This is a genomic window from Arthrobacter sp. P1_B11, from assembly GCF_056406715.1.
Window position 1 is genome coordinate 1 of the sequence record NZ_JBFTZQ010000046.1, and the last position, 20,750, is coordinate 20,750.

The following is a 20,750-nucleotide window of genomic DNA, read 5'->3' on the forward strand; positions in this document are numbered from 1 at the left end:
TCCGGGTGGAAGCCTTCGAGGCCGAGCAGGCCTTCGAGGCCGAGCAGGATCGCGGTCATGGTGCCGTGGCCGTGGCCCGTGGCCGCCAGCGAACCGTACAGGTCCACCCGCAACGACGCCACCCGGTCCAGGTCTCCGGAAGCCTTAAGCTCCTCGGCAAACACCGCGGCAGCACGCATGGGGCCCACCGTGTGTGAACTGGACGGGCCTATTCCGATGGAGAAGAGGTCAAAGACTCCAACAGCCATTGTCGGTTCCTAACTAGGTAAGTGGTCGGGCGGGGATGTAGTCGGGATGGGTGGCGCCTGGCCGGATTCCTCCGCGTGCTCGGTCGCGAAGACGCCCGCTGTGCGGACGTGACGCTCCCTTAGACGCATGCTGCCGGATGCCCGGCCAGTCGCCGCTGCCCCGTCACCAAGGCGACGGGCCCCTCCGAGGGGCCGGCTGACCGCGGTTTTCGAAAGCGTGCGTCTAAGCGAGGTACGAGCGAGCACGCGTGAAAACTGGGGCCCGCCAGCCCCGGAGCCGGGGACGCTGGTTTCGACAAGCTCAACCAGCGACGGACAAGATCAACCTGCGAGGCTGGCGACAGACGGGTACAGCGGGTGGGCTTCGGCGAGTGCCTCTACCCTGGAGCGCAGTCCGGACAGGTCTGCGCCAGCGTCGGCGATCAAGGCCTCGGCGATGATGTCCGCTACCTCCGTGAACGCAGCCTCGCCGAAACCGCGGGTCGCCAGCGCCGGGGTGCCGATCCGCAGCCCCGAGGTGACCATCGGCGGGCGCGGGTCGAACGGGACGGCGTTGCGGTTGACCGTGATGTCGATTTCCGCGAGGCGGTCCTCGGCTTCCTGGCCGTTGAGCTCGCAGTTGCGCAGGTCCACGAGGACCAGGTGCACGTCGGTACCGCCGGAGATCACGTTGATCCCCTTGGCGGTGACGTCCGGCTGGACCAGGCGCTCGGCCAGGATCCGGGCGCCGGCCAGCACGCGCTCCTGGCGTTCCCTGAACTCGGCCGAGGCGGCGATCTTGAACGCCACTGCCTTGCCGGCGATGACGTGCTCCAGGGGTCCGCCCTGCTGGCCCGGGAACACCGCGGAGTTGATCTTCTTGGCGATATCGGCGTCGTTGGACAGGATGATGCCGCCGCGCGGACCGGCGAGGGTCTTGTGCGTGGTGGAGGTGGTGACGTGGGCGTGCGGGACCGGGGACGGGTGCAGCCCCGCGGCCACGAGGCCGGCAAAGTGCGCCATGTCCACCATCAGGTAGGCCCCCACGGAGTCAGCGATCCGGCGGAACTCGGCGAAGTCCAGCTGGCGGGCGTACGCGGACCAGCCGGCGACGATCAGCTGCGGCTTGTGCTCCTGGGCCAGGCGTTCGACCTCTGCCATGTCGATCCGGTGGTCGTCCTCGCGGACCTGGTAAGGGATCACGTTGTAGAGCCGGCCGGAGAAGTTGATCTTCATGCCGTGGGTCAGGTGACCGCCGTGCGCCAGGTTCAGGCCCATGATGGTGTCGCCCGGGCGGATCAGGGCGTGCATGACCGAGGCGTTGGCCTGCGCGCCGGAGTGCGGCTGGACGTTGGCGTATTCGGCGCCGAACAGGGCCTTGACCCGGTCGATGGCGAGCTGCTCGATCACGTCAACGTGCTCGCAGCCGCCGTAGTAGCGCTTGCCCGGGTAGCCCTCGGCGTACTTGTTCGTCAGCACGGAGCCCTGCGCCTGCATCACGGCAGCGGCGGTGTGGTTCTCCGAGGCGATCATTTCCAAACCGGTGCGCTGGCGGGTCAGTTCGTCGTCGATCTTCGCGGCGATCTCCGGATCCAGTTCGGCGAGAGTGGCGTTCAGGCTCGCGGACGCTACGGCTTCGAAGGTTGCCGTTGCAGCGCTTGCCCCGCTCACAGCTCGCCGCCGTTCTTTGAAGCGTATTCCTCGGCCGACATGAGCGGGCCCTCTTCGGTCACGGCGACCTTGAACAGCCAGCCGGCACCATACGGATCGCTGTTGATCAGCGCCGGATCCGAAACGACGTCGTCATTGATCTCGACAACCTCGCCCGTCACCGGTGCATAAAGGTCCGAGACGGACTTGGTGGACTCCACCTCGCCGCAGGTCTCCCCCGCGGTCACGGCCGAGCCGACCTCGGGCAGGTCCACGTACACAATGTCGCCGAGCGCATCGGCAGCCACGGCGGAGATACCAATCCCCACAGGGCCCGACCCGTCAGCAGCAACCCATTCGTGCTCTGCGGAGTACTTCAGTTCAGCAACAACCTTGCTCATGTTTTTTCCTTACGTTTGAAATCTGGTGGTTCGGCTGCGGGGGTCGGCAAGCTCAACCCCCAATGATCGAGCTTGCTGTGGCCTCGGTTTCGACAAGCTCAACCAGCGGCAGGCCGTAAACCCCAGCACCCTTGGCTTTCGAAGGCGCCCTTTATGGTGGCTCCGTCGGGGTCCGACATCCGGAAGCGTGCGTCTAAGGGAGCGTCACGTCCGCTCAGCGGGCGTCTACGCGACCGAGCACGCGGAGGATGCCGGTCCCGACGGTACGGGACTTACTTTTCGCGCTTGTAGAAAGGCAGTGCGACGACTTCGAACGGCTCTGCCTTGCCGCGCAGGTCGATGTCCAGGGCGGTGCCCGGCGCAGCGTGTTCGACGTCGACGTAGGCCATCGCGACCGGGTAGCCGAGGGTGGGGCTGGGCTGGCCGGAGGTGACTTCGCCTATGACGTTGCCTTCCTTGAGGACCGGGTAGCGGCCGCGGCCGGCACGGCGGCCCAGGCCCTTGAGGCCCACCAGTTTGCGGCCAGTGGTGGAGCCGGTGCCGGCTGCCTTGAGTTCGCTCAGGGCCGCCTTGCCGATGAAGTCGGATTCCTTGGCGAGGGAGACAACCGGGCCCAGGCCTGCGGCATAAGGGTTGCCTTCACGGGAGAGCTCGTTGCCGTAGAGCGGCATGCCGGCTTCCAGCCGCAAGGAGTCGCGGCAGGCGAGGCCGGCGGGGATGAGCCCGTGCCCGGCGCCAATCTCCAGCAATGCCGCCCACAGGCCTGCTGCGTCCTCGTTGGGAATGTAGATCTCGAAGCCGTCCTCGCCGGTGTACCCGGTGCGGGCCAGCAGCAGTTCCTGTCCGTTGATTTCGACCTCGACGGCGGCGTAGTACTTGAGCTCCGTAACGAACGGGTGCTGCTCGCCCGGGACCAGCGCCAGCAGAATGCTTTCTGCGTTCGGTCCCTGGACGGCGATCAGGGACGTCTCGGCAGAAACGTCCTCCACCTTGACGTCGAAGCCGGCGGCCCGTTCGGCCAGGGCGGCGGCGACCACGACGGCGTTGCCGGCGTTCGGCACCACGAGGTACTTTTCCTCCCCGCGGCGGTAGGAGATCAGGTCGTCGATGATGCCGCCGTCTTCCTGGCAGATCAGCGAGTACTTGGCCTTGCCGACGGCAACCGCCGACAGCTTGCCGGCCAGCGCGTAGTCCAGGAAGGCTGCGGCGTCCGGGCCGGTGACCCAGACTTCGCCCATGTGGGAGAGGTCGAACAGGCCGGCAGCGTTGCGCACGGCGTGGTGCTCGGCCAGCTCAGAGGAGTACTTCAGGGGCATCTGCCAGCCGCCGAAGTCGGTGAAGGAGGCGCCGGCCTTCTTGTGCTCTTCGTAGAGCGCGGTGTAGTTCTCAGTCATCAGAAATCCTTAGTTTTCAAACTCGGAAAGAGGTGGGCAGGAGCAGACCAGGTTGCGGTCCCCTGCCGCGCCGTCGATCCGGCCTACCGGAGGGAAGTACTTGTCCTGCTTCAGCGTCGGGACCGGGAAGACAGCCTGCTCGCGTGGGTACTTGCGGGCCCAGTCGGTGCTGATGACGGCGGCAGCGGTGTGCGGTGCATTGCGCAGCGGGCTGTCCGCGAGTGTGAAGTCCCCGGCGGCGACCTGTTCGATCTCGGCGTGGATGGTGATCATCGCGTCGATGAAGCGGTCGATCTCCGCGAGGTCCTCGGACTCGGTGGGTTCCACCATCAGCGTGCCGGCAACGGGGAACGCCAGGGTGGGCGCGTGGAAGCCGTAGTCGATCAGGCGCTTGGCCACGTCTTCCGCGGTGACGCCGGTCCTGGCCGTCAGTTCTCGCAGGTCCAGGATGCACTCGTGCGCCACGAGTCCGCCTTCGCCGGTGTACAGCACCGGGAAGAACTCGTTCAGGCGGGAAGCAATGTAGTTCGCCGCGAGCAGCGCAGACTTGGTGGCCTCAGTCAGGCCCTCCCCGCCCATGAGCTTCACGTAGGCCCAGGAGATGGGCAGCACACCGGCCGAGCCGAAGCGCGAAGCCGAGATCGCCACACCATGCCCTGCCTCGTGAGCGGCCTTGTTGGCGTCGCCCGGCATGAACGGCGCCAGGTGGGCCTTGGCAGCGACCGGACCGACGCCCGGGCCGCCGCCGCCGTGCGGGATGCAGAAGGTCTTGTGCAGGTTCAGGTGGGACACGTCGCCGCCGAACTTGCCAGGCTGGGCGAGCCCCACGAGGGCGTTGAGGTTGGCGCCGTCGACGTAGACCTGGCCGCCGGCCGCATGCACCGAGTCACAGACCTCACGCACATCGGCGTCGTACACGCCGTGGGTGGACGGGTAGGTGATCATGATCGCGGACAGGACGTCCTTGTTGGCCTCGATTTTGGCGTTGAGGTCGGCGTGGTCGATCGTGCCGTCGGCCGCCGTGGCGACTACAACAACCTTCATTCCGGCCAGGACGGCGGAGGCCGCGTTGGTGCCGTGGGCCGAGGCCGGGATCAGGCACACGTTGCGCTGGTCGTCGCCGCGGGAGAGGTGGTAGCCGCGGATTGCCAGCAGGCCCGCAAGCTCGCCCTGGGAACCGGCGTTCGGCTGGATGGACACCTGGTCGTAGCCGGTGATTTCGGCGAGGTCGGCTTCCAGGCCGCCGATCAGTTCCCGCCAGCCTTCGGTCTGGGAATCCGGGGCGAACGGGTGGATGGAGGCGAACTCCGGCCAGGAGATGGCCTCCATCTCGGCGGTGGCGTTCAGCTTCATGGTGCACGAGCCCAGCGGGATCATGGTGCGGTCCAGGGCGAGGTCCCGGTCCGAGAGCTTGCGGATGTAGCGCAGCAGTTGGGTCTCGGAGCGGTGGGTGTTAAACACCGGGTGCTGCAGGAAATCGGAAGAACGCAGCACAGTCTCGGGCAGTTCGAAACCCTTGGCCGCCACCACCGGACCGGCGCCAAAGGCGACGACCACCGCGGAGAGGACCTCCGCCGTCGTCGTCTCATCGACTGACACGCCAACCGTGTCCGCATCGATAAAGCGCAGGTTGATGCCCCGGGCCTCGGCAGCGGTAATGACCTTCCGGGCCTTGCCGGGCACGCGGACCGTGACGGTGTCGAAGAAGGATTCACTGACCAGTTCCCGGCCAGCGACCTTCAACGTGGCGGCGAGGGCCCTGGCGTTGTTGTGGACGGTCTCGGCAATCGCCTTCAGGCCGTCGGGGCCGTGGTAGACGGCATACATCGAGGAGACGATGGCCAGCAGGGCCTGCGCGGTGCAGATGTTGGAGGTGGCCTTTTCGCGGCGGATATGCTGCTCGCGCGTCTGCAGGGCCAGGCGGTAGGCGGGGACGCCGGCGTTGTCCTTGGAGACGCCGACTATACGGCCAGGCAGCGTGCGTTCCATGCCTTCGCGCACCGCCATGTAGGCCGCGTGCGGGCCGCCGAAGAACAGCGGGACGCCCAGTCGCTGCGTGGAGCCGACGGCGATGTCGGCGCCCTGCTCACCGGGAGGGGTAATCAGCGTCAGGGCCAGAAGGTCGGCTGCCACGGTGACCAGCGCGCCCCGTTCCTTCGCCTCTGCAATCACACCGGACTGGTTCCACACCCGGCCGGAAACCCCGGGCTGCTGGAGTACGACCCCGTTGATGTCACCGTCGGGCAGGCCCTGGGACAGGTCGGCAACCTCCACCTCGAAACCAAGTGCTTCGGCGCGGCCCTGCACGATGGCGATGGTCTGCGGCAGGCAGTCGGCGTCGATAACGGTCTTGCCGTCGCGGGCCGTCTTGTTCTTGTTGGCGCGGCGCATCAGCAACACGGCTTCGGCGACGGCGGTGGCCTCGTCCAGCAGGGACGCGTTGGCGACCGGCAGTGCCGTCAAGTCCTGGACCATGGTCTGGAAGTTCAGCAGCGCCTCGAGCCGGCCCTGGGAGATTTCCGGCTGGTACGGCGTGTAGGCCGTGTACCAGGCCGGGGCTTCGAGGATGTTGCGGCGGATGACCGGCGGCGTGACGGTGTCGTAGTAGCCCTGGCCGATCATCTGCACGGCCGTCTTGTTCTTGGAAGCCAGCTTGCGCAGCCCGGCGAGCACTTCAACTTCGCTGAGGGCGCTGTCCAGGCTGAGAGGCTTTTCCTGGCGGATGGAATCGGGGACTGCAGTGTCGACGAGGCCATCCACGCTGTCGTAGCCGACAGCCTTGAGCATGGTGTCGATGTCTGTTTGGCGGCGGGCGCCGATGTGGCGGTCTGCGAATGTGGACGGGGACGACTGGATCGTCATGTGAGGAACTCCATAATTCAGGTGGCACTGGAGTGCCACGATGATTCGGGTTCCTCCCCGCTCTGTATTGGACCTGAGAGTTTCCGCTTTGCCTGCTGTTAGCAGGCGCCACTTGCACCGTCGGTGAGCCCGGTTTCCCGGACTGCTTTCCAGAGTTGCCTTGCCGCGGCGGTACGTGGGCCTGAGAGATTCCTGGGGAGGATTTGCTCCTACGGCGCCTGCTGAACGTACCGGCAGGACTCTCCCGCCGCAGATCATAAGCCGTGCCACTGGTGGGTGACACGGCTCACACATTATCTGCTCTCCGGCCTGGATGCAAAATATACGTCAAATGAGTCCTTTTGCAGCCTCGAGAAAGCCGCCAGCAGGGCAGCAAAGCGGACGACGGCGGGACGTTCCGCCGTCGTCCGCTTGCTTTGGGTGCCGCTCCCCTACAACAAGACTCAGTCGTCGAGGAACCGCAGCAGGAACGGGACTGTGGCATGCATCGTCCGGAGGTCCCCGGCACTGGCCGCCAGCTCCCCGAGGTAATCGCCGTGGCCACCGGGGATGACCAGCAGGCGGGCGCCCGGGATGACGCTGGCAATCCTCGCGGCGTGCTCGGCAGTGGCAACGTCGCGGTCTGCGCTCACCACCAGCGTGGAGGCTTTGATGGTGCGCAGCTCGTCGTCGGACCAGCCGGCGAAGTCCAGGATGCGCCGGCTGTCCAGTTCGAAGAGTCGCTCCAGGTGGCCCGGTTCGGGATTGAGACTGCGGTCGGCATCCTTGTAGGTGTCGGGCATGTCGTCCAGGGTGGCCTTCGCCATGCCGTCCCAGAACTCGTCCGGCACGGCATCGCGGCTCACAAACGTAGAGGCGGCGATGAGGCGCCGGACCGCGGCGGGATGCCCTAGTGCCAGCGCGATGGCGGTGTGGCCGCCGGCGCTGAATCCCAGCACATCCACGGTTTCCACGTTGAGCTGCTCCAAAACGGCGAGGATGTCGCCGGCGGAGTTCCCGGCGGTGAGGGGGCAGCGGGTCGGCTGGGTGCGGCCATGGCCCTCCTCCTCAACGGCAATCACCTGGCGCTGTTCGGCCAGCAGCGGGATGAGTTCGCTGAAGTTGGTGCCGATGGTGGAGCCGCCTCCCGGGATGAGGAGCAGCGGCGGCTGGCCGGGCACCACCCGGCCGTGGACCTCGTAGTACATGAGAAGGCCGTCGTTGTCCGCGTAGCCGTGGGTGAAGGTCACACGGCATCGTAACCCCGGGGCGCTTCCGACGAACAGGGCTCAGAACCGCATGCAAAGTGGACGACGGCGGGATGTCCTACCGTCGTCGTCCTGCGTTTGGTGCCTCTCCCCATAGCGCCTACCGGCCGGCATCAAATCGGCGCAAATCAATCAAAATATATTGATTGACCATGCGGCGCAGCTCGGCCGACGGACGTGACACGTACTGCAGCCTCAACCTGGCTTTGTATCGCGAACGGCTCGCCGAAGCCGGTGCGGCGCTTCACCCCGGCCTACGGCTGGTTCCCGCTGTGCTGACACCGCCCGCGGGCGGTCCTGGCCTTCAGCCGGTTCAGCCACGCGTTCGTGTGTTGTTCCTGTGTACGGGAAACAGCGCCCGATCCCAGATGGCCGAGGCGATCTTGGCCAGCCTCGGCGGCTCCCAAATCGAAGCCGTCAGTGCGGGCAGTCACCCCAAGGACCTGCACCCCAACGCCGTACGCGTGATGCGTGAGCGCGGCATTGACATTAGCGGCGCCCGCTCCAAGCATCTGAGTGAGTTCGCAGAGCACCGGTTCGACTATGTGATCAGCCTTTGCGACCGCGTACGGGAGGTATGCCCCGATTTCCCGGGGCCGCCTGCGAGGGTGCACTGGAGCATCCCCGACCCGGCGGCCGAAGGGGCTGCCGACCAGGACAATTACCCGGTGTTCGTCCGCACGGCGGACGAACTGAACACGCGAATCCAGTTCCTGCTTTACGCAATCGAGTACTCCCAAACGAGTTCAGAGGATCTAGACATGCCCAGCGACCTTACGGACATGGTCAGCGTCCGATACGTGGTGGACGACGTCGACGCGGCAATCGACTTCTACACAAAGCACCTCGGATTCACCCTCAGGATGAGGGCCGCACCGGCATTCGCCGACGTCGTACGCGGCCGGCTGCGGCTCCTGCTGAGCGGGCCAACCAGCTCGGCAGGGCGGTCAATGCCGGATGGCACGGTGCCTGCCCCGGGGGGATGGAACCGCATCCACCTGATCGTGAGCGATATCGCGGCCGAAGTGGACCGGCTTCGCGCTGCGGGCCTCGCGTTCCGGAACGACATCGTCAAGGGTCCGGGCGGTCAGCAGATCCTGCTGGAAGATCCGTCCGGCAACGTGGTCGAATTGTTCCAACCCGCCCGCGGATAACGGGCGTGATGGGCATCAGAAATGGTGCCCGCAGGATGGCAGGATTGGGGCATGGACATCATCGCCTTCCTCGAAGCCCGGATCGCCGAAGACGAAGCCATCGCGCTGGCCGCCTCACCTGCGCCCTGGGAATGGTTTGGTAGACCCGGGAGCGACACCGCAGCCCTCTACTCCGCCAACGAACGAATCGTGCTCGACGCTCGCGCCGACCACGCACCCGGTCACCTCGAATGCAAAGCCACAGACCGGGTCTACATCGCATGGTTCAACCCCGGCCGCATCCTCGCTGAATGCGCCGCGAAACGACAGATGCTGGCCAACGTCCCGCTCGTCACCGACATCCGCAGCGAAGTCGACGGCACCAGCGAATACGTCCTGATGTGTATGGCAGCCCCCTACAGAGACCACCGTGACTACCAAGAAGGCTGGGCCATCGAACTCTGAGCTGCGGTTTACGTAGCTGACCCGCCGCAGCCCGTACCTCAGCCCTCGACGCCTGTGCTGAGGCTGAGGTCCCGCCATTGGTCAAGCTCGGCGCGCTCTGCCTGGGCTACGGCGGCAAATGCGTCGAAAGCGTCTTTGCCGAGCACTATCAGCGACGGCGGGTTCGCACTGTTGACGACCGCCAGGATCGCTTCTGCCGCCTTGGCTGGGTCGCCCGGCTGGGTGCCGTGGATCGTGTCGTTCTCCTTGCGCCGTTTCCCGGCCGTCTCTGCGTAGTCCTCGATCGCCGTCGCTGACTGCGTGAGTGAGCGGCCGGCGAAGTCCGTGCGGAACGCGCCGGGCTCGATGACGGTAACCTTGATGCCCAGCGGCTGCAGTTCCTTGTGCAGGGATCCGGACAGGCCCTCCAGGGCCCACTTTGTTGCCGAGTAGTATCCGGAGCCGGCCGGTGAGATGCGCGCTCCGATGGAGGAGATGTTCAGGATGGACCCAGCCCTTTTCGCGCGCATGTCCGGGAGGACCGCTTTGATCATGTCCACTGCGCCGAAAACGTTAGTGTCGAACAGTTGCCGAATGTCGGCGTCGTCCGCTTCCTCCACCGCGGCGCGGTAGCCGTAGCCGGCATTGTTAATGAGCACGTCGATGCCCCCGAAGCGCGTCCGGGCCTGCTGCACCACCGAGCTGATCTGTGCCCGGTCGGTGACGTCGAGGGGCAGGGCCAGTGCCGTGTCGGGGAAGGCGGCCGCGAGATCGTCAACCGTGGTGACGTTCCGTGCTGTGACGACCGCGTTGTCGCCGTGGGCGAGCACTGCCTGAGCGACAGCCCGGCCGAGTCCGGTCGAGCATCCTGTGATGAGCCATGTAGCCATGAGGTCTTCCTTTCGTGGGGGATAGCAGTGGGGGCGACGTGCGCTAGGGGCGGACGAGGACCTTGAGGGATTCGCGGTTGTCCATGGCGCGGTAGCCGTCGGGCACGTCGTCGAGGCTGATGCTGCGGTCGAAGACCTTGCCAGGGTTCACGGTGCCGTCGAGGACACCGGGCAGCAGGGCTTCAATGTAGGCGCGGACGGGGGCCGGGCCGCCGGTGAGGGTGACGTTCGGGCCGAACATGCTGCCGAATCCGATCGGGGCATCCTCGTACTGCGGCACGCCGACGCGGCTGATGACACCGCCCGGACGGATCACGCCGAGTGCCTGGTCGTACGCCGGCCGGTGTCCTACGCACTCGAGCACCGTATGGGTGCCGTCGCCACCGGCTAGCTCACGGACCCTGGCAATGCCTTCCTCGCCGCGCTCGGCGACGACGTCGGTGGCCCCGTATTCGATGCCCAGGTCGGTGCGGGCCTTGTGCCGGCCCATCAGAATAATCTGCTCGGCACCCAGTTGCTTGGCCGACAGCACCGCCATCAGGCCGACAGCGCCGTCACCGATGACCGTGACGGTTGTCCGCTCGTTCACTCCGGCCTTAATGGCGGCGTGGTAGCCGGTGCCGTACACATCGGAGAGGGTCAGCAGGGAGGGCAGCAGCGCGGAATCCTCGTCGACCGGTGCCTTGACCAGCGTGCCGTCAGCGAACGGGACGCGGATGGCTTCGGCCTGGGCGCCGCCGATGCCGCCGGCGGCCCAGAACCCGCCGTGGCGGCAGGAGGTCTGCAGGCCCTCGCGGCAGAAATCGCAGGTCCCGTCGGACCAGGCGAACGGGGCGATGACGAAGTCGCCCTTCTTCAGCCTGGACACGTCCCTGCCCGTCTCCTCGACGACGCCGATGAACTCGTGCCCCATCGGGCTACCCTGCTCGGAGGCAGGCATGCCGTGGTAGGGATGCAGGTCCGATCCGCAGATACACGAATTCACGATGCGCACGATCGCGTCGGTCGGATCCTGGATCACGGGGTCGGGCACGTTCTCCACGCGCACGTCTCCGGCTGCGTACATGATGGTTGCTCGCATTGTGTTTCCTTTCGTTTCTCCAGAATCGGAGCTGGGGCGGGCGGTGCTGGGACCGCCAGGGGGCAGGGCGTCAGCGCGTGAGTACGCGCAGCTCCTCACGCACGTGTTGCTGCTCGCCGTCCAGCGGCATGTTCGGCTGATCGTGCACGCCGTCGAGTCCGCCGGCGGGATCCGCTGCGAGGGGGGCGAACAGGGCCTCGAAGTCCGCGGGCGCGGTGCCAGCGGTTGCAACGAGCTCGAAGGTTTTGCGCTCCGCGCCCGGTGAGTTGAGGCTGCGGACCAGGACCTGGGCAATCTGGCGCCGGGCAATGACGCCGTCGCTGGAGTCCCCGGCCTGACGGGTGTCGCCCTGGAGCAGGACGAGCCGGTGTTCGTCGGGCCCGTTGTAGTCGAACCAGCCAGGCCGCACGATCGTGTACGGCAGGCCGGTGGCACGGACGAGCCGTTCGGAACGCCGCTTCCAGTCGTGGGCCTCGGTGGACCGGTTGTAGGCTCCGGTGCGGTTGGTGACGCCGATAGAGGTCATTAGGGCTAACCGGACTGTCCGATTGCCCAGGGCTGCCAGAACGTTGCGTACCCCGCCGTAGTCCACAGTCTCGGCACCGACCTTGCCGGCGCCGTCCGAGCCGAGGGTGAAGACGACGGCGTCGACCCCCTCCACGGCGCCGGCCAGCGTCTCGGGCCGGGTAACGTCCCCGACGACGACCTCCGCTTCCTTGGGCAGCCGCCGGGCCTTGTCAGGGTTGCGCACCAGGGCCCGGGTGGTGTGCCCCTGCCGGATCGCTTCCTCGACGACGAGCCGGCCGATGCTGCCGGTCGCGCCGACTACCAGCACGGTGCTGGGGCGAGTGGTCATTGTTGCTCCTAGGTTGTTGGCGGCCCAGGAAAGGGCTCGCTGAGGTTCACATCCATACAACAGGACACGATCCCAAGGTGGAAGGGACTGTTGATACAGGTACTCACAGTGCCTCCCGTCCCTGGTTGAAGGCTTCTAGGGTGGATGAAGTACCAAGGAACAGGAGACCATCATGGGCGACGTCATTGTTGTCATCGGAGCCGGCTCGATCGGCCAGGCAATCGCCCGGCGCGTCAGCGCGGGCAAGCAGGTTGTGTTGGCGGACCTGAATCAGGGCAACGCCGACGCGGCGGCCGAGGTGCTGAGCAACGCCGGTTTCGAGGTCAGCACAATGACTGTCGACGTGTCCTCGCGCCAGTCCATTCATACCCTCGTCGAGGCGGCCACGGCGTTGGGCGACGTCACCGGCGTCATACACGCCGCGGGTGTCTCTCCCAGCCAAGCGTCGCCGGCGACCATCCTGGCCGTGGACCTGTACGGGACTGCCGTGCTGCTTGAGGAATTCGGGAACGTCATCGCCCCCGGCGGCGCCGGCGTGGTCATCGCTTCGCAGTCAGGGCACCGCCTGGGTGCCCTGACTCCCGAGGAAAATACAGCTCTCGCGACCACGCCGGCCGACGAACTGTTGGCGCTCCCGATGCTTCAGCCGGACCAAGTCACAGACTCCCTTCACGCTTACCAGCTGGCCAAGCGCGGCAACTCGCTCCGCGTGATGGCCGAGGCCGTCCGATGGGGCAAACGCGGCGCGCGGATCAACACGATCAGCCCCGGCATCATCTTCACCCCGCTGGCCAAAGATGAACTGACCGGCCCCCGAGGCGAGGGATACCGCCGCATGATCGGGTTGTCCCCGGCAGGGCGCGGCGGCACTCCGGACGAGGTCGGCACGGTGGGCGCTCTCCTCATGGGCCAGGACGGCGCGTTCATCACCGGCAGCGACTTCCTCATGGACGGCGGAGTGACAGCATCCTACTTCTACGGCGAACTCGCCCCGCAGAAGACCGAGAGCTGAGCGCAACCATGACAACGTCACCGCTCGACGCTCTTCCCAAGATCGGGGCGCCGGCCACGCGTGCCCTAACCGGGGCAGGTTTCACATCGCTGCAAAGTCTCGCCGGTGTCGCCCGGGCGGAACTGTCCAAACTTCATGGCGTGGGTCCGAAGGCGCTCCGGATCATCGAGGATGCGCTGGACGAGCACGGCCTCGCACTGAAGTAAAACGCCACTCCAGACTCTGGCGGAAGGCCATTCCCAGTCAGGAGTCCCATCGGATTGAGCGCCTTGAGGCACCCTCGTCACCGGCCTGGACCCCGTCCAGGCCGCCCGCATAGTCCTGCCAGTCCGGACATCTACACTGCGGACATCTACACTGCGGCGCAGCGCAGAGAACCCGCGGGACGCCAACTAGCGAACCGGAAGAGCCGACGACGGCGGGACCTCCCGCCGTCGTCCGCTTGCGTTTTGGCGCATAAGCGGCCGGAAGCGTTCGAACCGCTCACACATTAAAGCCCCAAGGATGAGGTACCGAGGCCTATTGGGCGGCGGGGAGGTCCTTGGTTGTGGGTCCCTGCAGGACCTGGCCGTCGGCGGCGAAGCGGGAACCGTGCAGCGGGCAGTCCCAGGTCTTCTCCGCGTCGTTCCAGCTGACGATCCCGCCCAAATGGGTGCAGACAGCTGAGAGACGGCAGGTCTTCCCGTTGACCGTGGACACGGCCACGGGTTTGCGGTCGTGCCGGAGGATGGTGCCGGAGCCCTCGTCCGGGACCGTGTTATTTGTGTCGGGTTTTGCGGTCCTCAGCTTGGCCCAGCTGTCCGCCAGAGTCTTAGCGACGTCGGCGTTCAAGCTGATGGCGGCGGCAGCTCCAGCCGGTGAGGTTTTCCTGTGGTGGAGGGTGTCGGCCCAAGGGAGCTGGCCGCCGAGAATCTCTGCGCTGATAGCCAGGGAGGCGGCGATGCTGTTGTTCATGCCCCATTTGTTGTAGCCGGTGGCGAAGTAGATTTTCCCGCCGCCGCGGGGCAGTTTGCCGAAGAAGGGCATGAGGTTGGTCGCCTGGTAGTCCTCCCCCGACCACGTGTGGGTTACGTCGGCGCCCGGAAAGTGGCGTTTTCCCCAGTCCAAGAGCTCATCCAGACGGGCCTGGGGTGAGGGCTCCCTGCCGAAAATACAGGCCCCGGTCCAGGATGGGAATCCCCGTAGCCAGCACCACCAGTTTGGTGCGGATGGCGCCCGCGTTGGTCCTCACGATCCGGTGGCTCCCGCCAGCGACGTCCCGGACCCGCACTCCTTCGCTGAGGACGCCCCCGTGGGCCCGGAGATCGACGCACAGGCTCTCCAATACGTCCATGGGGTTGAATTGGGCCTGGCCGGGCAGGCGGATCGCCCGGCGCGTGCTGAAGGGAAGTCCGGTGTCGCCTGTTTCCTCTACGTCGAGGCCGGCTGCCTGACCCGCTGCAAGCTCGGACCGCACCTTTTCGTCGCCTTCGGCGGTCATGGCATAGGTGTAGGCGTCGCGGCGCTTGTAGGGGACTTCGTTGTCGTCCAGGTGGCGCAGCAGCCATCCCTGCCCTTCCCTGTTGGCGTCGACGTACGCGTTGACCATCTCTTGGGAGTATTGACGGCGCAGTCCCGACAGGATGGTGCCCTGGAGCAGGGTCAGTTTGGCCGTGGTGTTGCCTGTCGTTCCTGCCCCGACTGTTCTTGCTTCGAGGACTGCTACTTTCATTCCCGACCTTGCCAGCAACACCGCGGTTGCCAGACCGGTGATGCCCGCGCCGACAACAACGGCGTCGTATTCTGCATTGGGAACGAAAGGATCAGATGTAAAGGAACGGGCCCGGTCCAGCCAAAGTGAAAGCATCGATGCACTCCCTGTCCGTCACGCGAGGTCAGACCTGTCCTGGCTCTGGTGGTCACAGCCTAGACACATTTCCCGCCTTACTGAAGGCCCAGATATGACGACAAATTTCAGCCCGCTGGACTACCCTCGGCATTCGCATACCTTGCGTATCGGGAGGACCCTTGGTCTGGCCTGGGGTCCTCCCGAAACTCCGGCAGCCCTTTCCGATCAGGCTGGTCAGCAGTTGGGTGAGTCGTATTCGTAGGCGCCTGAGTCAGCGTCTGCGGTTCCTCGGCAGTCCCCGTTCTGGGCCACCGGAGCACCGTCGAGGTCTGTCAGTGAGCTGCCCACGCCGGCGCGGTCGATGGCGGGGCTGGTGGCCGTCAGATGCAGGTCCGTGGGGGCGTTGACAAAGCCTGCCGGCGCCGTCGTGGAAGTGCTGTTCGGTGTGAAGTTCCGGGGTCCGTTGAAAACATTCTGGCGTTCGGTCCAGCCCGAGCCGTTGATCCACAGCGAGTTCTTGACGCCGACCAGGATGTTGCCCCGGATCACGGTGGTGGCCGGGCAGGAGGCGTGGCACACCATGGCCTGGGAGTCCGGGCCGGTCAGGTAGACGGTGTTGTGCTCGAAGACAGTGCCGTTGGTCGGTCCGAACGACGTGGTGGCCCCTCGGCCGATGAAGCCTTTCGCCTGTGCGCAGTTGGTGCCGCACGTGGAACGAACCAGGTTGTAGCGGTAGGTGTTGTTGTCCGCGGTTCCAGCGGATGACCGTCCAAGTTCGGAGAACGCGTTGTTGTCCACGGCGGTGTTGTGGTGGATGTTGTTACGGTTGCCGTTGAAGATTTCGATGGCCCCGCCGTCGAGCTTGAAGTCGAAGGATGCAGCCGCGGAACCGGAAACGGTATTGCCGGAGACCTCATTGTCATTGCCGTTGATCAATATGCCAAAGGCACCGGAATCGTCGCTGCAATTAACCGCCTGTGAAGTTCCGCAGTTCGTGCCGCGCGTGTTGACGTTCATGATGTTGTTGTTCGTCAGGGCATTTCCTGTGTACGTGCCGAAATCAGAGCCAGTGCTCACCTTCAGACCTGCTGCGTTGCTGGACGCGCTGGAATTCCGCACAGTGTCGTTGTCACCGACGACGCTGAAGCCGGCATAGCCGCAGGAAACCGCGCGCAGACCTTCCACAATAGTGAAATTGCCGTTGATGCGGAAACAGTTCCCGGATTTTCCTCCGGTTACTATCGGCTGGTTACCGGTGCCGTAGCTGTTCAGCGTGATCGGCGCTGTCGACGTGCCGCTTTGGGCGGTTACGACGCCTCCCGTAAAGGTGTCGCCGCGCCGAAAGCTGACTGTGTCTCCGGGCTTAAGGACGGCCTGGCTGACTTTGGTGAGGGACTTCCAGGGGGTCGTTGCGGATGTGCCTGTGTTGCTGTCGCTGCCGACTGCACTGACGAAGTAGGTTGTTCCGGCGGCGGATGCCGGCGAGGCGGCGCCAGCCATCATTCCACCGGCCAGAAGGAAGGGGATGAGTATCGTTGCGTGCAGAGGCTTGGCTTTCATGTGTCACCTAATGGATTTTGGGCCCGGGCTCGGCTCGGCGTCGTCAACGAGGCCGTGGGGAGCCCTCTGAGCGGGCCGGTGCGTGTGAGGACATCAGGAAGTGGACGGCGAGACTCTAAAACGTAGGCGTTGATCAACCGGGAAGCCGGCCGTTTTCGGTTGAAATGAGTTCCCCGCCTGGCGCCCGGGTTTGGGCTGGCGGTATGGAATGCAGCGAGTAATGCCGCTCAAGGGAACAACGAAGCGCGTTGAATTCCTTTATCAAGGCTTCTCCCCTTCAAGAAGTCGCTATTGGGTTCTACCCACCCGCCATGACGGACGGCACGCAATCGCCTTTGATTGGCGGACAAAAGAGACAGGCCTGGGTTTAGGTCTCAGGCAAAGCCAGCCTGTCCCTTCTGCCCTGCAGAAACATTGGAAATACCTTAGATGCCACCCCTTGAATGTGGGGTTCGTGCCCGGCGGCAGCCAGCGTATCGTCAAGGCCGGATCCGCGACGGCGAAGATCGACGTCCGCATCTCCTCCGATACTGAAGTGCAGGGCATCAATGCGGTGTTGGCCGGTTTGGCAGCGCACAGCACACCCGCCAGGTTGGAGGTGGGCGGCGAATGGAACGGTCCCGCCAAAGGCGAAGCCGACGCGTTGGCTGTGTGGATACGTTGGCTGTATAGGTGAACGCCGGAAGATGGGGCGCTCCTCGGGCTGAAAAGCAATGGGCCGCCCGCAGCAGTGGGCACGATCTGTGACACGGAACAGCCGGAAAGGGGCAGGAACAGCACTGTTCCTGCCCCCATCCGTCTGTTTCGCGGCCCCTCTGGCACGGATCGCAATGTGATCCCAATGCCCCGCGATAGTCCGGCCCCTTTGCGCGCTGACGAGCAGAAGGCCCCCAATGGAGAGGAATTGAAAGAACAATGAATTGATCAATTCCTCAATAATGAGTCTGTCGCGTGCTGGGCACATCGTCAAGAGCAGCAGTCACTCTGTTCCTTCGGTGGTAAGGGCGTCACTGGCAACCTGAGCGAGCGTCCGGCCCCGTTCGCGGGCGTCAGTCATAAGCATGGCAAGGGCCGCCTCGGAGCTACGGCCTGTCCGTAGTCTGACGGATTCCACAGCCTCTGCCACCAGGGCACGCCTTTCCAAGGACTGCTCCAGGACCGGAACGAACTCCTCCACCAGGGCACCGATGTCTGCGTTTTCTGCGTCTTGTCCAGCGGCCTCCGGGGCACTGATGCCGGCCAGCCCATCCGCCTCGGCAGCCGCACGCGCTGACAACACCGACTCGGCCGCTGAAAGCAACCGGGCGACCTCGGGAAAGGACAAGCCGTACAGCAGCCGCCCGCCCGAACGCTTCCCGGTCACCAGGTGCTGGGCACGGAGCTGGGTAAGGTGGCCGGCCAGATGCGACGGCTTCAATCCCGTGGCCGCGCACAAGTCGGGCACCGAGGCCGGGCCGGAGGCAAGCACGCCCAACACCCGGGCTCGGGCGGGATGGGCCAGCGCCTTGAACAACTCGGCCTCAGCAGCCGCGAGCGCACCCGCTGCCTGCGCCTGTCCTACCATCACGGCTCCTTACTGGCAGGCATACATGCTCTTAAGCCGATTATCCTCCCTGAGCATCTTGCCGGGCGCCGGACGCCGTGGTCAGTCCAAGGGCGCGCCCCTGCGGGGGCGGCAGAAACCGCAGCCGGCGCAGTTCGCCGGGCGGCAACTGCCAACTCTCGCGTGGGCGGTTCACGTTGAATATAATTGTGGTGGAGAACTAGGCCCGCCCGCGAGGCGGGCACCTTGCCCTGCGCCGTCTGACGGCACAGCCTCAGCCCGTCGGCTAACCGGGGCGTTGGCCCCCTCGACTCAAGAGTGATCTCAACAAAACCGCCGTCAACCGGGCACCCGTCCAGCACGGCATACGCCCCACGGCGCGGCTACCGCGGACCTAAGAAAGGATCGCACCTGTGCCCGCCTTACCAGCCATCGTCGCCCGGCCCGGGGTCCTGCTCCTGAGACGGGGACGGCATCGCAGGCCTGCCCGCGTTCGGGCGTCCGCAATACCCAGTCGGAACCTCTGATGGACGCCGACCTGCCCCTTGCGGACGAGCTCGCCGCCCTCACCGCCCGGATCGCGGACCTGCTGCTGACTCACGACACCGTGAAGCAAGCCGTCCAGGCCCTCGCCCAGGCCCTCGTAGAAGCAATCCCCGGAACCGCCGGCGCCGGCATCACCCTGATGGATGCCCGGGGCCGGCGTACAAGCACGGCCTCCACAGATCCGGTGGTGCTGGACGCGGACCAATTGCAGTATGACCTCGGACAGGGGCCCTGCCTTACCGCCTGGGCCCAGCAGTCAACTATTACTGTCGAGGACACCCGCACGGAAACGCGCTGGCCCGCCTGGACCCGGGCCATCGCCCATTTGCCATTGCGCTCAGTCATCAGCTCCCCGCTGTCAACTCCCGACGGGGCAATCGGGGCGATGAAGGTATACTCCCCCATCCCAGGCGGGTTCGATTCCCGAGCCGTACGAGTGATCGAGCTGCTGACCCGCCCAGCTGCCCTGATGCTTGCCAACGCCCAGGCACGTGACTCGGCGCAGCGCTTGAGTGATGGGCTCATCCGGGCACTGGGAGACCGCGACGCGGTGAGGACAGCTACCGGCATCCTCATGGAGCGCTTCCGCCTGAGCCGGGATCAGGCCCTCGCCGCCCTCATCACAACTTCCCGAAAGCGGCACGAACCGCTGCACCAGCTCTCCCGGGAAATCGTCGCCGGCGCGCGGTTTTAGGACCGCCGGCCATTATCGCGTCGTTGCTGGTCCCGGCTATCCGCGGCCCCCAAGTCCCGGGGTCCGATAGGACCTGCACGTGACGGCAAACCAGGGGCGGCCGGCAGAGGTCCCGGTGGGAAGTGGGGTTATCAGAACCGAGAGCCCCGGCGATGATGAATCCAACCACGGTAGACAGCCTTCCGGAGGTCTGTACCGAAAATTTGCAATCTATATAGGAAGTGTACTTACTATTTGATGGTAACCATGCTTACTATTCAGGCGTGCTGGTTCATCAACAGCAGCTAACCCCTTAAAGGAAAGAGAGCAATGATGACCGAGAACCCATATGGCACCGGACCGGGCACAACTGGCCTAGGCACCACGGGCGCGGGCACTGCCGGCGCGCAGGGCGGTGCCTCCGGTAAGACAGAGGTGGCGAAGGAAGAGGCCGCGCAGGTGGCCGGACAGGCTGCCGGTGCCGCCCAGAACGTGGCGGAGACGGCCAAGGCCGAGGTTGCCAATGTCGCGTACGAAGCTAAGAACAGCGCCCGCGATCTTCTGCATCAGGCGAAGTCCGATCTGACCAGCCAGGCCGGCACCCAGCAGCAGAAGGCCGCCGAAGGCATCCGCACTATCTCCTCCCAGCTGCGAACCATGGCCGATGCGCCGGACCAGCAGGGCGTGACCTCGGACCTCATCCGGCAGGCCGCAGAGCGCTCAGAATCCGTGGCGTCCTGGCTCGACAACCGGGACCCAGGCTCGCTGGTGGACGAGGCCAAGTCCTTCGCCCGCCGACGCCCGGGCACCTTCCTCCTCCTCGCCGCGGGCGCGGGCCTTCTGGCCGGACGCCTCGGCCGCAGCCTGCAGGCCGGCGCTCCCGCAACAGGAACGGCAGCGGGGACCACAACAGGCACCGTGCCGCCGCACCCCGTGCAGCCGCCGGTGACGGACAGCCTCGCGGCAGCGCCGGGCGCACCCTTGTATGACGCGCCGCGGGCAACACCGACAACCTACGCAGAAACGGTGTATGGCGAACCTGCCCGGCCGGGCTTCGAAGGCCAAGGTGCGGCAGGGGTTCCCCTGCGCGATCCTGATGACCCGTACGTAGAGGGTGGAGGTCGTCCCCTGTGAGCAGCCAGATACCCGATACACCTCCCACTGCCGCGCATGCCAAGGCGGATTCGACGTCCCTGGGAGATCTCCTGGGTGAAGTCACCCGGGACCTGTCCACCCTGATCAGGCAGGAAATAGAACTCGCCAAGGCCGAACTGAAGCAGTCCGGCACCCGGGCCGGCAAGGGCGGCGGCATGCTCGCCGGCGCCGGCGTGGCCGGGCACTTCGTGCTCCTGTTCCTGTCCATCGCCCTCTGGTACGCCCTCGGTGAACTGATGGGCCTCGGC

At 65.6% G+C, this 20,750-nt stretch carries 21 protein-coding genes and 2 riboswitches; of the genes, 8 read left to right on the forward strand and 13 right to left on the reverse strand.

All coding sequences use genetic code 11. The annotated features are described in order from the left end of the window. The 6 genes from AC1D14_RS21885 to AC1D14_RS21910 all read right to left on the reverse strand — a co-directional run. The coding region (locus AC1D14_RS21885) for a serine dehydratase beta chain (RefSeq protein ID WP_476969168.1) at positions 1–248 on the reverse strand (248 nt) is incomplete at its 3' end. Positions 249–569: 321 nt separating this feature from the next. Beyond that, entirely contained in the window at positions 570–1,898 is a 1,329-nt protein-coding gene (glyA, locus tag AC1D14_RS21890; RefSeq protein WP_290369801.1) for a serine hydroxymethyltransferase, read from the reverse strand. Beyond that, the gene (gene gcvH, locus AC1D14_RS21895) at positions 1,895–2,278 is read right to left on the reverse strand and encodes a glycine cleavage system protein GcvH (protein WP_230121167.1); all 384 of its coding nucleotides are present in this window, start codon (positions 2,276–2,278) and stop codon (positions 1,895–1,897) included. Before gcvH ends, glyA begins: the two co-directional genes overlap by 4 nt. Positions 2,279–2,550: 272 nt before the next feature. Further along, positions 2,551–3,672 carry a glycine cleavage system aminomethyltransferase GcvT gene (gcvT, locus tag AC1D14_RS21900; protein ID WP_476969169.1) on the reverse strand — a complete coding sequence of 374 codons (1,122 nt, stop codon included), beginning with the start codon at positions 3,670–3,672 and terminating at the stop codon, positions 2,551–2,553. A gap of 9 nt (positions 3,673–3,681) precedes the next feature. Beyond that, positions 3,682–6,534, reverse strand: coding sequence for an aminomethyl-transferring glycine dehydrogenase (gene gcvP / locus AC1D14_RS21905; protein WP_476876767.1), 2,853 nt, complete (start codon positions 6,532–6,534; stop codon positions 3,682–3,684). Positions 6,535–6,586: 52 nt separating this feature from the next. Beyond that, positions 6,587–6,692: riboswitch (glycine riboswitch) on the reverse strand. 1 nt (position 6,693) lies between these two features. Then, a riboswitch (glycine riboswitch) is annotated at positions 6,694–6,791 on the reverse strand. Positions 6,792–6,977: 186 nt separating this feature from the next. Continuing rightward, entirely contained in the window at positions 6,978–7,763 is a 786-nt protein-coding gene (locus tag AC1D14_RS21910) for an alpha/beta fold hydrolase (RefSeq protein ID WP_476969170.1), read from the reverse strand. 170 nt (positions 7,764–7,933) lie between these two features. On the opposite strand from AC1D14_RS21910, the gene AC1D14_RS21915 reads away from it, so the two are divergent. Both AC1D14_RS21915 and AC1D14_RS21920 read left to right on the forward strand, forming a co-directional pair. Further along, complete coding sequence (locus tag AC1D14_RS21915; protein ID WP_476969171.1) at positions 7,934–8,935, forward strand: arsenate reductase/protein-tyrosine-phosphatase family protein; 1,002 nt, start codon at positions 7,934–7,936, stop codon at positions 8,933–8,935. A 51-nt stretch (positions 8,936–8,986) separates the two neighbouring features. After that, positions 8,987–9,379 carry a DUF6221 family protein gene (locus tag AC1D14_RS21920; protein WP_230121157.1) on the forward strand — a complete coding sequence of 131 codons (393 nt, stop codon included), beginning with the start codon at positions 8,987–8,989 and terminating at the stop codon, positions 9,377–9,379. Between the two features lie 38 nt (positions 9,380–9,417). Here the strand turns inward: AC1D14_RS21920 and AC1D14_RS21925 are convergent, their stop codons facing one another. From AC1D14_RS21925 to AC1D14_RS21935, 3 genes are all read right to left on the reverse strand, one after another. Then, on the reverse strand, positions 9,418–10,248 hold the full coding sequence (locus tag AC1D14_RS21925) for an oxidoreductase (protein WP_476969172.1): 831 nt from the start codon (positions 10,246–10,248) through the stop codon (positions 9,418–9,420). A gap of 43 nt (positions 10,249–10,291) precedes the next feature. Beyond that, complete coding sequence (locus AC1D14_RS21930; RefSeq protein WP_476876770.1) at positions 10,292–11,329, reverse strand: alcohol dehydrogenase catalytic domain-containing protein; 1,038 nt, start codon at positions 11,327–11,329, stop codon at positions 10,292–10,294. Positions 11,330–11,399: 70 nt separating this feature from the next. Further along, positions 11,400–12,185 (reverse strand): SDR family oxidoreductase, encoded by a 786-nt coding sequence (locus AC1D14_RS21935; protein ID WP_476969173.1) that lies wholly within the window; start codon positions 12,183–12,185, stop codon positions 11,400–11,402. Positions 12,186–12,357: 172 nt separating this feature from the next. Between AC1D14_RS21935 and AC1D14_RS21940 the strand changes: the two genes are divergently transcribed. Next, positions 12,358–13,197, forward strand: a complete 840-nt coding sequence (locus tag AC1D14_RS21940; RefSeq protein ID WP_476969174.1) for an SDR family oxidoreductase — start codon at positions 12,358–12,360, stop codon at positions 13,195–13,197. Between the two features lie 8 nt (positions 13,198–13,205). Next, positions 13,206–13,403 carry a helix-hairpin-helix domain-containing protein gene (locus AC1D14_RS21945; protein ID WP_230121146.1) on the forward strand — a complete coding sequence of 66 codons (198 nt, stop codon included), beginning with the start codon at positions 13,206–13,208 and terminating at the stop codon, positions 13,401–13,403. A gap of 313 nt (positions 13,404–13,716) precedes the next feature. Here the strand turns inward: AC1D14_RS21945 and AC1D14_RS21950 are convergent, their stop codons facing one another. The 3 genes from AC1D14_RS21950 to AC1D14_RS21960 form a co-directional block, all read right to left on the reverse strand. After that, entirely contained in the window at positions 13,717–14,304 is a 588-nt protein-coding gene (locus tag AC1D14_RS21950; RefSeq protein ID WP_476969175.1) for a Rieske 2Fe-2S domain-containing protein, read from the reverse strand. 4 nt (positions 14,305–14,308) lie between these two features. Beyond that, on the reverse strand, positions 14,309–15,043 hold the full coding sequence (locus tag AC1D14_RS21955) for an NAD(P)/FAD-dependent oxidoreductase (protein WP_476969176.1): 735 nt from the start codon (positions 15,041–15,043) through the stop codon (positions 14,309–14,311). Positions 15,044–15,259: 216 nt separating this feature from the next. Then, positions 15,260–16,585 (reverse strand): polysaccharide lyase domain-containing protein, encoded by a 1,326-nt coding sequence (locus AC1D14_RS21960; RefSeq protein WP_230121144.1) that lies wholly within the window; start codon positions 16,583–16,585, stop codon positions 15,260–15,262. A gap of 220 nt (positions 16,586–16,805) precedes the next feature. Here AC1D14_RS21960 and AC1D14_RS21965 point away from each other — a divergent pair, with 220 nt between their 5' ends. Continuing rightward, a complete protein-coding gene (locus AC1D14_RS21965) occupies positions 16,806–17,261 on the forward strand; it encodes a hypothetical protein (RefSeq protein ID WP_476876775.1) in 456 nt (151 codons plus the stop codon). Between the two features lie 303 nt (positions 17,262–17,564). Here AC1D14_RS21965 and AC1D14_RS21970 read toward each other — a convergent pair whose 3' ends face one another. After that, entirely contained in the window at positions 17,565–18,149 is a 585-nt protein-coding gene (locus tag AC1D14_RS21970; RefSeq protein ID WP_476876776.1) for an ArsR/SmtB family transcription factor, read from the reverse strand. 505 nt (positions 18,150–18,654) lie between these two features. On the opposite strand from AC1D14_RS21970, the gene AC1D14_RS21975 reads away from it, so the two are divergent. The 3 genes from AC1D14_RS21975 to AC1D14_RS21985 all read left to right on the forward strand — a co-directional run. After that, positions 18,655–19,368 (forward strand): GAF and ANTAR domain-containing protein, encoded by a 714-nt coding sequence (locus AC1D14_RS21975; RefSeq protein ID WP_230121134.1) that lies wholly within the window; start codon positions 18,655–18,657, stop codon positions 19,366–19,368. 312 nt (positions 19,369–19,680) lie between these two features. Next, the gene (locus AC1D14_RS21980) at positions 19,681–20,481 is read left to right on the forward strand and encodes a hypothetical protein (protein ID WP_476969177.1); all 801 of its coding nucleotides are present in this window, start codon (positions 19,681–19,683) and stop codon (positions 20,479–20,481) included. Then, a partial coding sequence (locus tag AC1D14_RS21985) for a phage holin family protein (protein WP_476969178.1) occupies positions 20,478–20,750 on the forward strand: 273 nt, incomplete at its 3' end. The genes AC1D14_RS21980 and AC1D14_RS21985, both read left to right, overlap by 4 nt.

Excerpts from the sequence above, each read along its gene's own strand:
- gcvH (WP_230121167.1), bottom strand. The coding sequence starts at position 2,278 with ATGAGCAAGGTTGTTGCTGAACTGAAGTACTCCGCAGAGCACGAATGG.
- gcvT (WP_476969169.1), bottom strand. The coding sequence starts at position 3,672 with ATGACTGAGAACTACACCGCGCTCTACGAAGAGCACAAGAAGGCCGGC.
- gcvP (WP_476876767.1), bottom strand. The coding sequence starts at position 6,534 with ATGACGATCCAGTCGTCCCCGTCCACATTCGCAGACCGCCACATCGGC.
- AC1D14_RS21915 (WP_476969171.1), top strand. The coding sequence starts at position 7,934 with ATGCGGCGCAGCTCGGCCGACGGACGTGACACGTACTGCAGCCTCAAC.
- AC1D14_RS21920 (WP_230121157.1), top strand. The coding sequence starts at position 8,987 with ATGGACATCATCGCCTTCCTCGAAGCCCGGATCGCCGAAGACGAAGCC.
- AC1D14_RS21925 (WP_476969172.1), bottom strand. The coding sequence starts at position 10,248 with ATGGCTACATGGCTCATCACAGGATGCTCGACCGGACTCGGCCGGGCT.
- AC1D14_RS21930 (WP_476876770.1), bottom strand. The coding sequence starts at position 11,329 with ATGCGAGCAACCATCATGTACGCAGCCGGAGACGTGCGCGTGGAGAAC.
- AC1D14_RS21935 (WP_476969173.1), bottom strand. The coding sequence starts at position 12,185 with ATGACCACTCGCCCCAGCACCGTGCTGGTAGTCGGCGCGACCGGCAGC.
- AC1D14_RS21940 (WP_476969174.1), top strand. The coding sequence starts at position 12,358 with ATGGGCGACGTCATTGTTGTCATCGGAGCCGGCTCGATCGGCCAGGCA.
- AC1D14_RS21945 (WP_230121146.1), top strand. The coding sequence starts at position 13,206 with ATGACAACGTCACCGCTCGACGCTCTTCCCAAGATCGGGGCGCCGGCC.
- AC1D14_RS21955 (WP_476969176.1), bottom strand. The coding sequence starts at position 15,043 with ATGCTTTCACTTTGGCTGGACCGGGCCCGTTCCTTTACATCTGATCCT.
- AC1D14_RS21960 (WP_230121144.1), bottom strand. The coding sequence starts at position 16,585 with ATGAAAGCCAAGCCTCTGCACGCAACGATACTCATCCCCTTCCTTCTG.
- AC1D14_RS21965 (WP_476876775.1), top strand. The coding sequence starts at position 16,806 with ATGCCGCTCAAGGGAACAACGAAGCGCGTTGAATTCCTTTATCAAGGC.
- AC1D14_RS21970 (WP_476876776.1), bottom strand. The coding sequence starts at position 18,149 with ATGGTAGGACAGGCGCAGGCAGCGGGTGCGCTCGCGGCTGCTGAGGCC.
- AC1D14_RS21975 (WP_230121134.1), top strand. The coding sequence starts at position 18,655 with ATGGACGCCGACCTGCCCCTTGCGGACGAGCTCGCCGCCCTCACCGCC.
- AC1D14_RS21980 (WP_476969177.1), top strand. The coding sequence starts at position 19,681 with ATGACCGAGAACCCATATGGCACCGGACCGGGCACAACTGGCCTAGGC.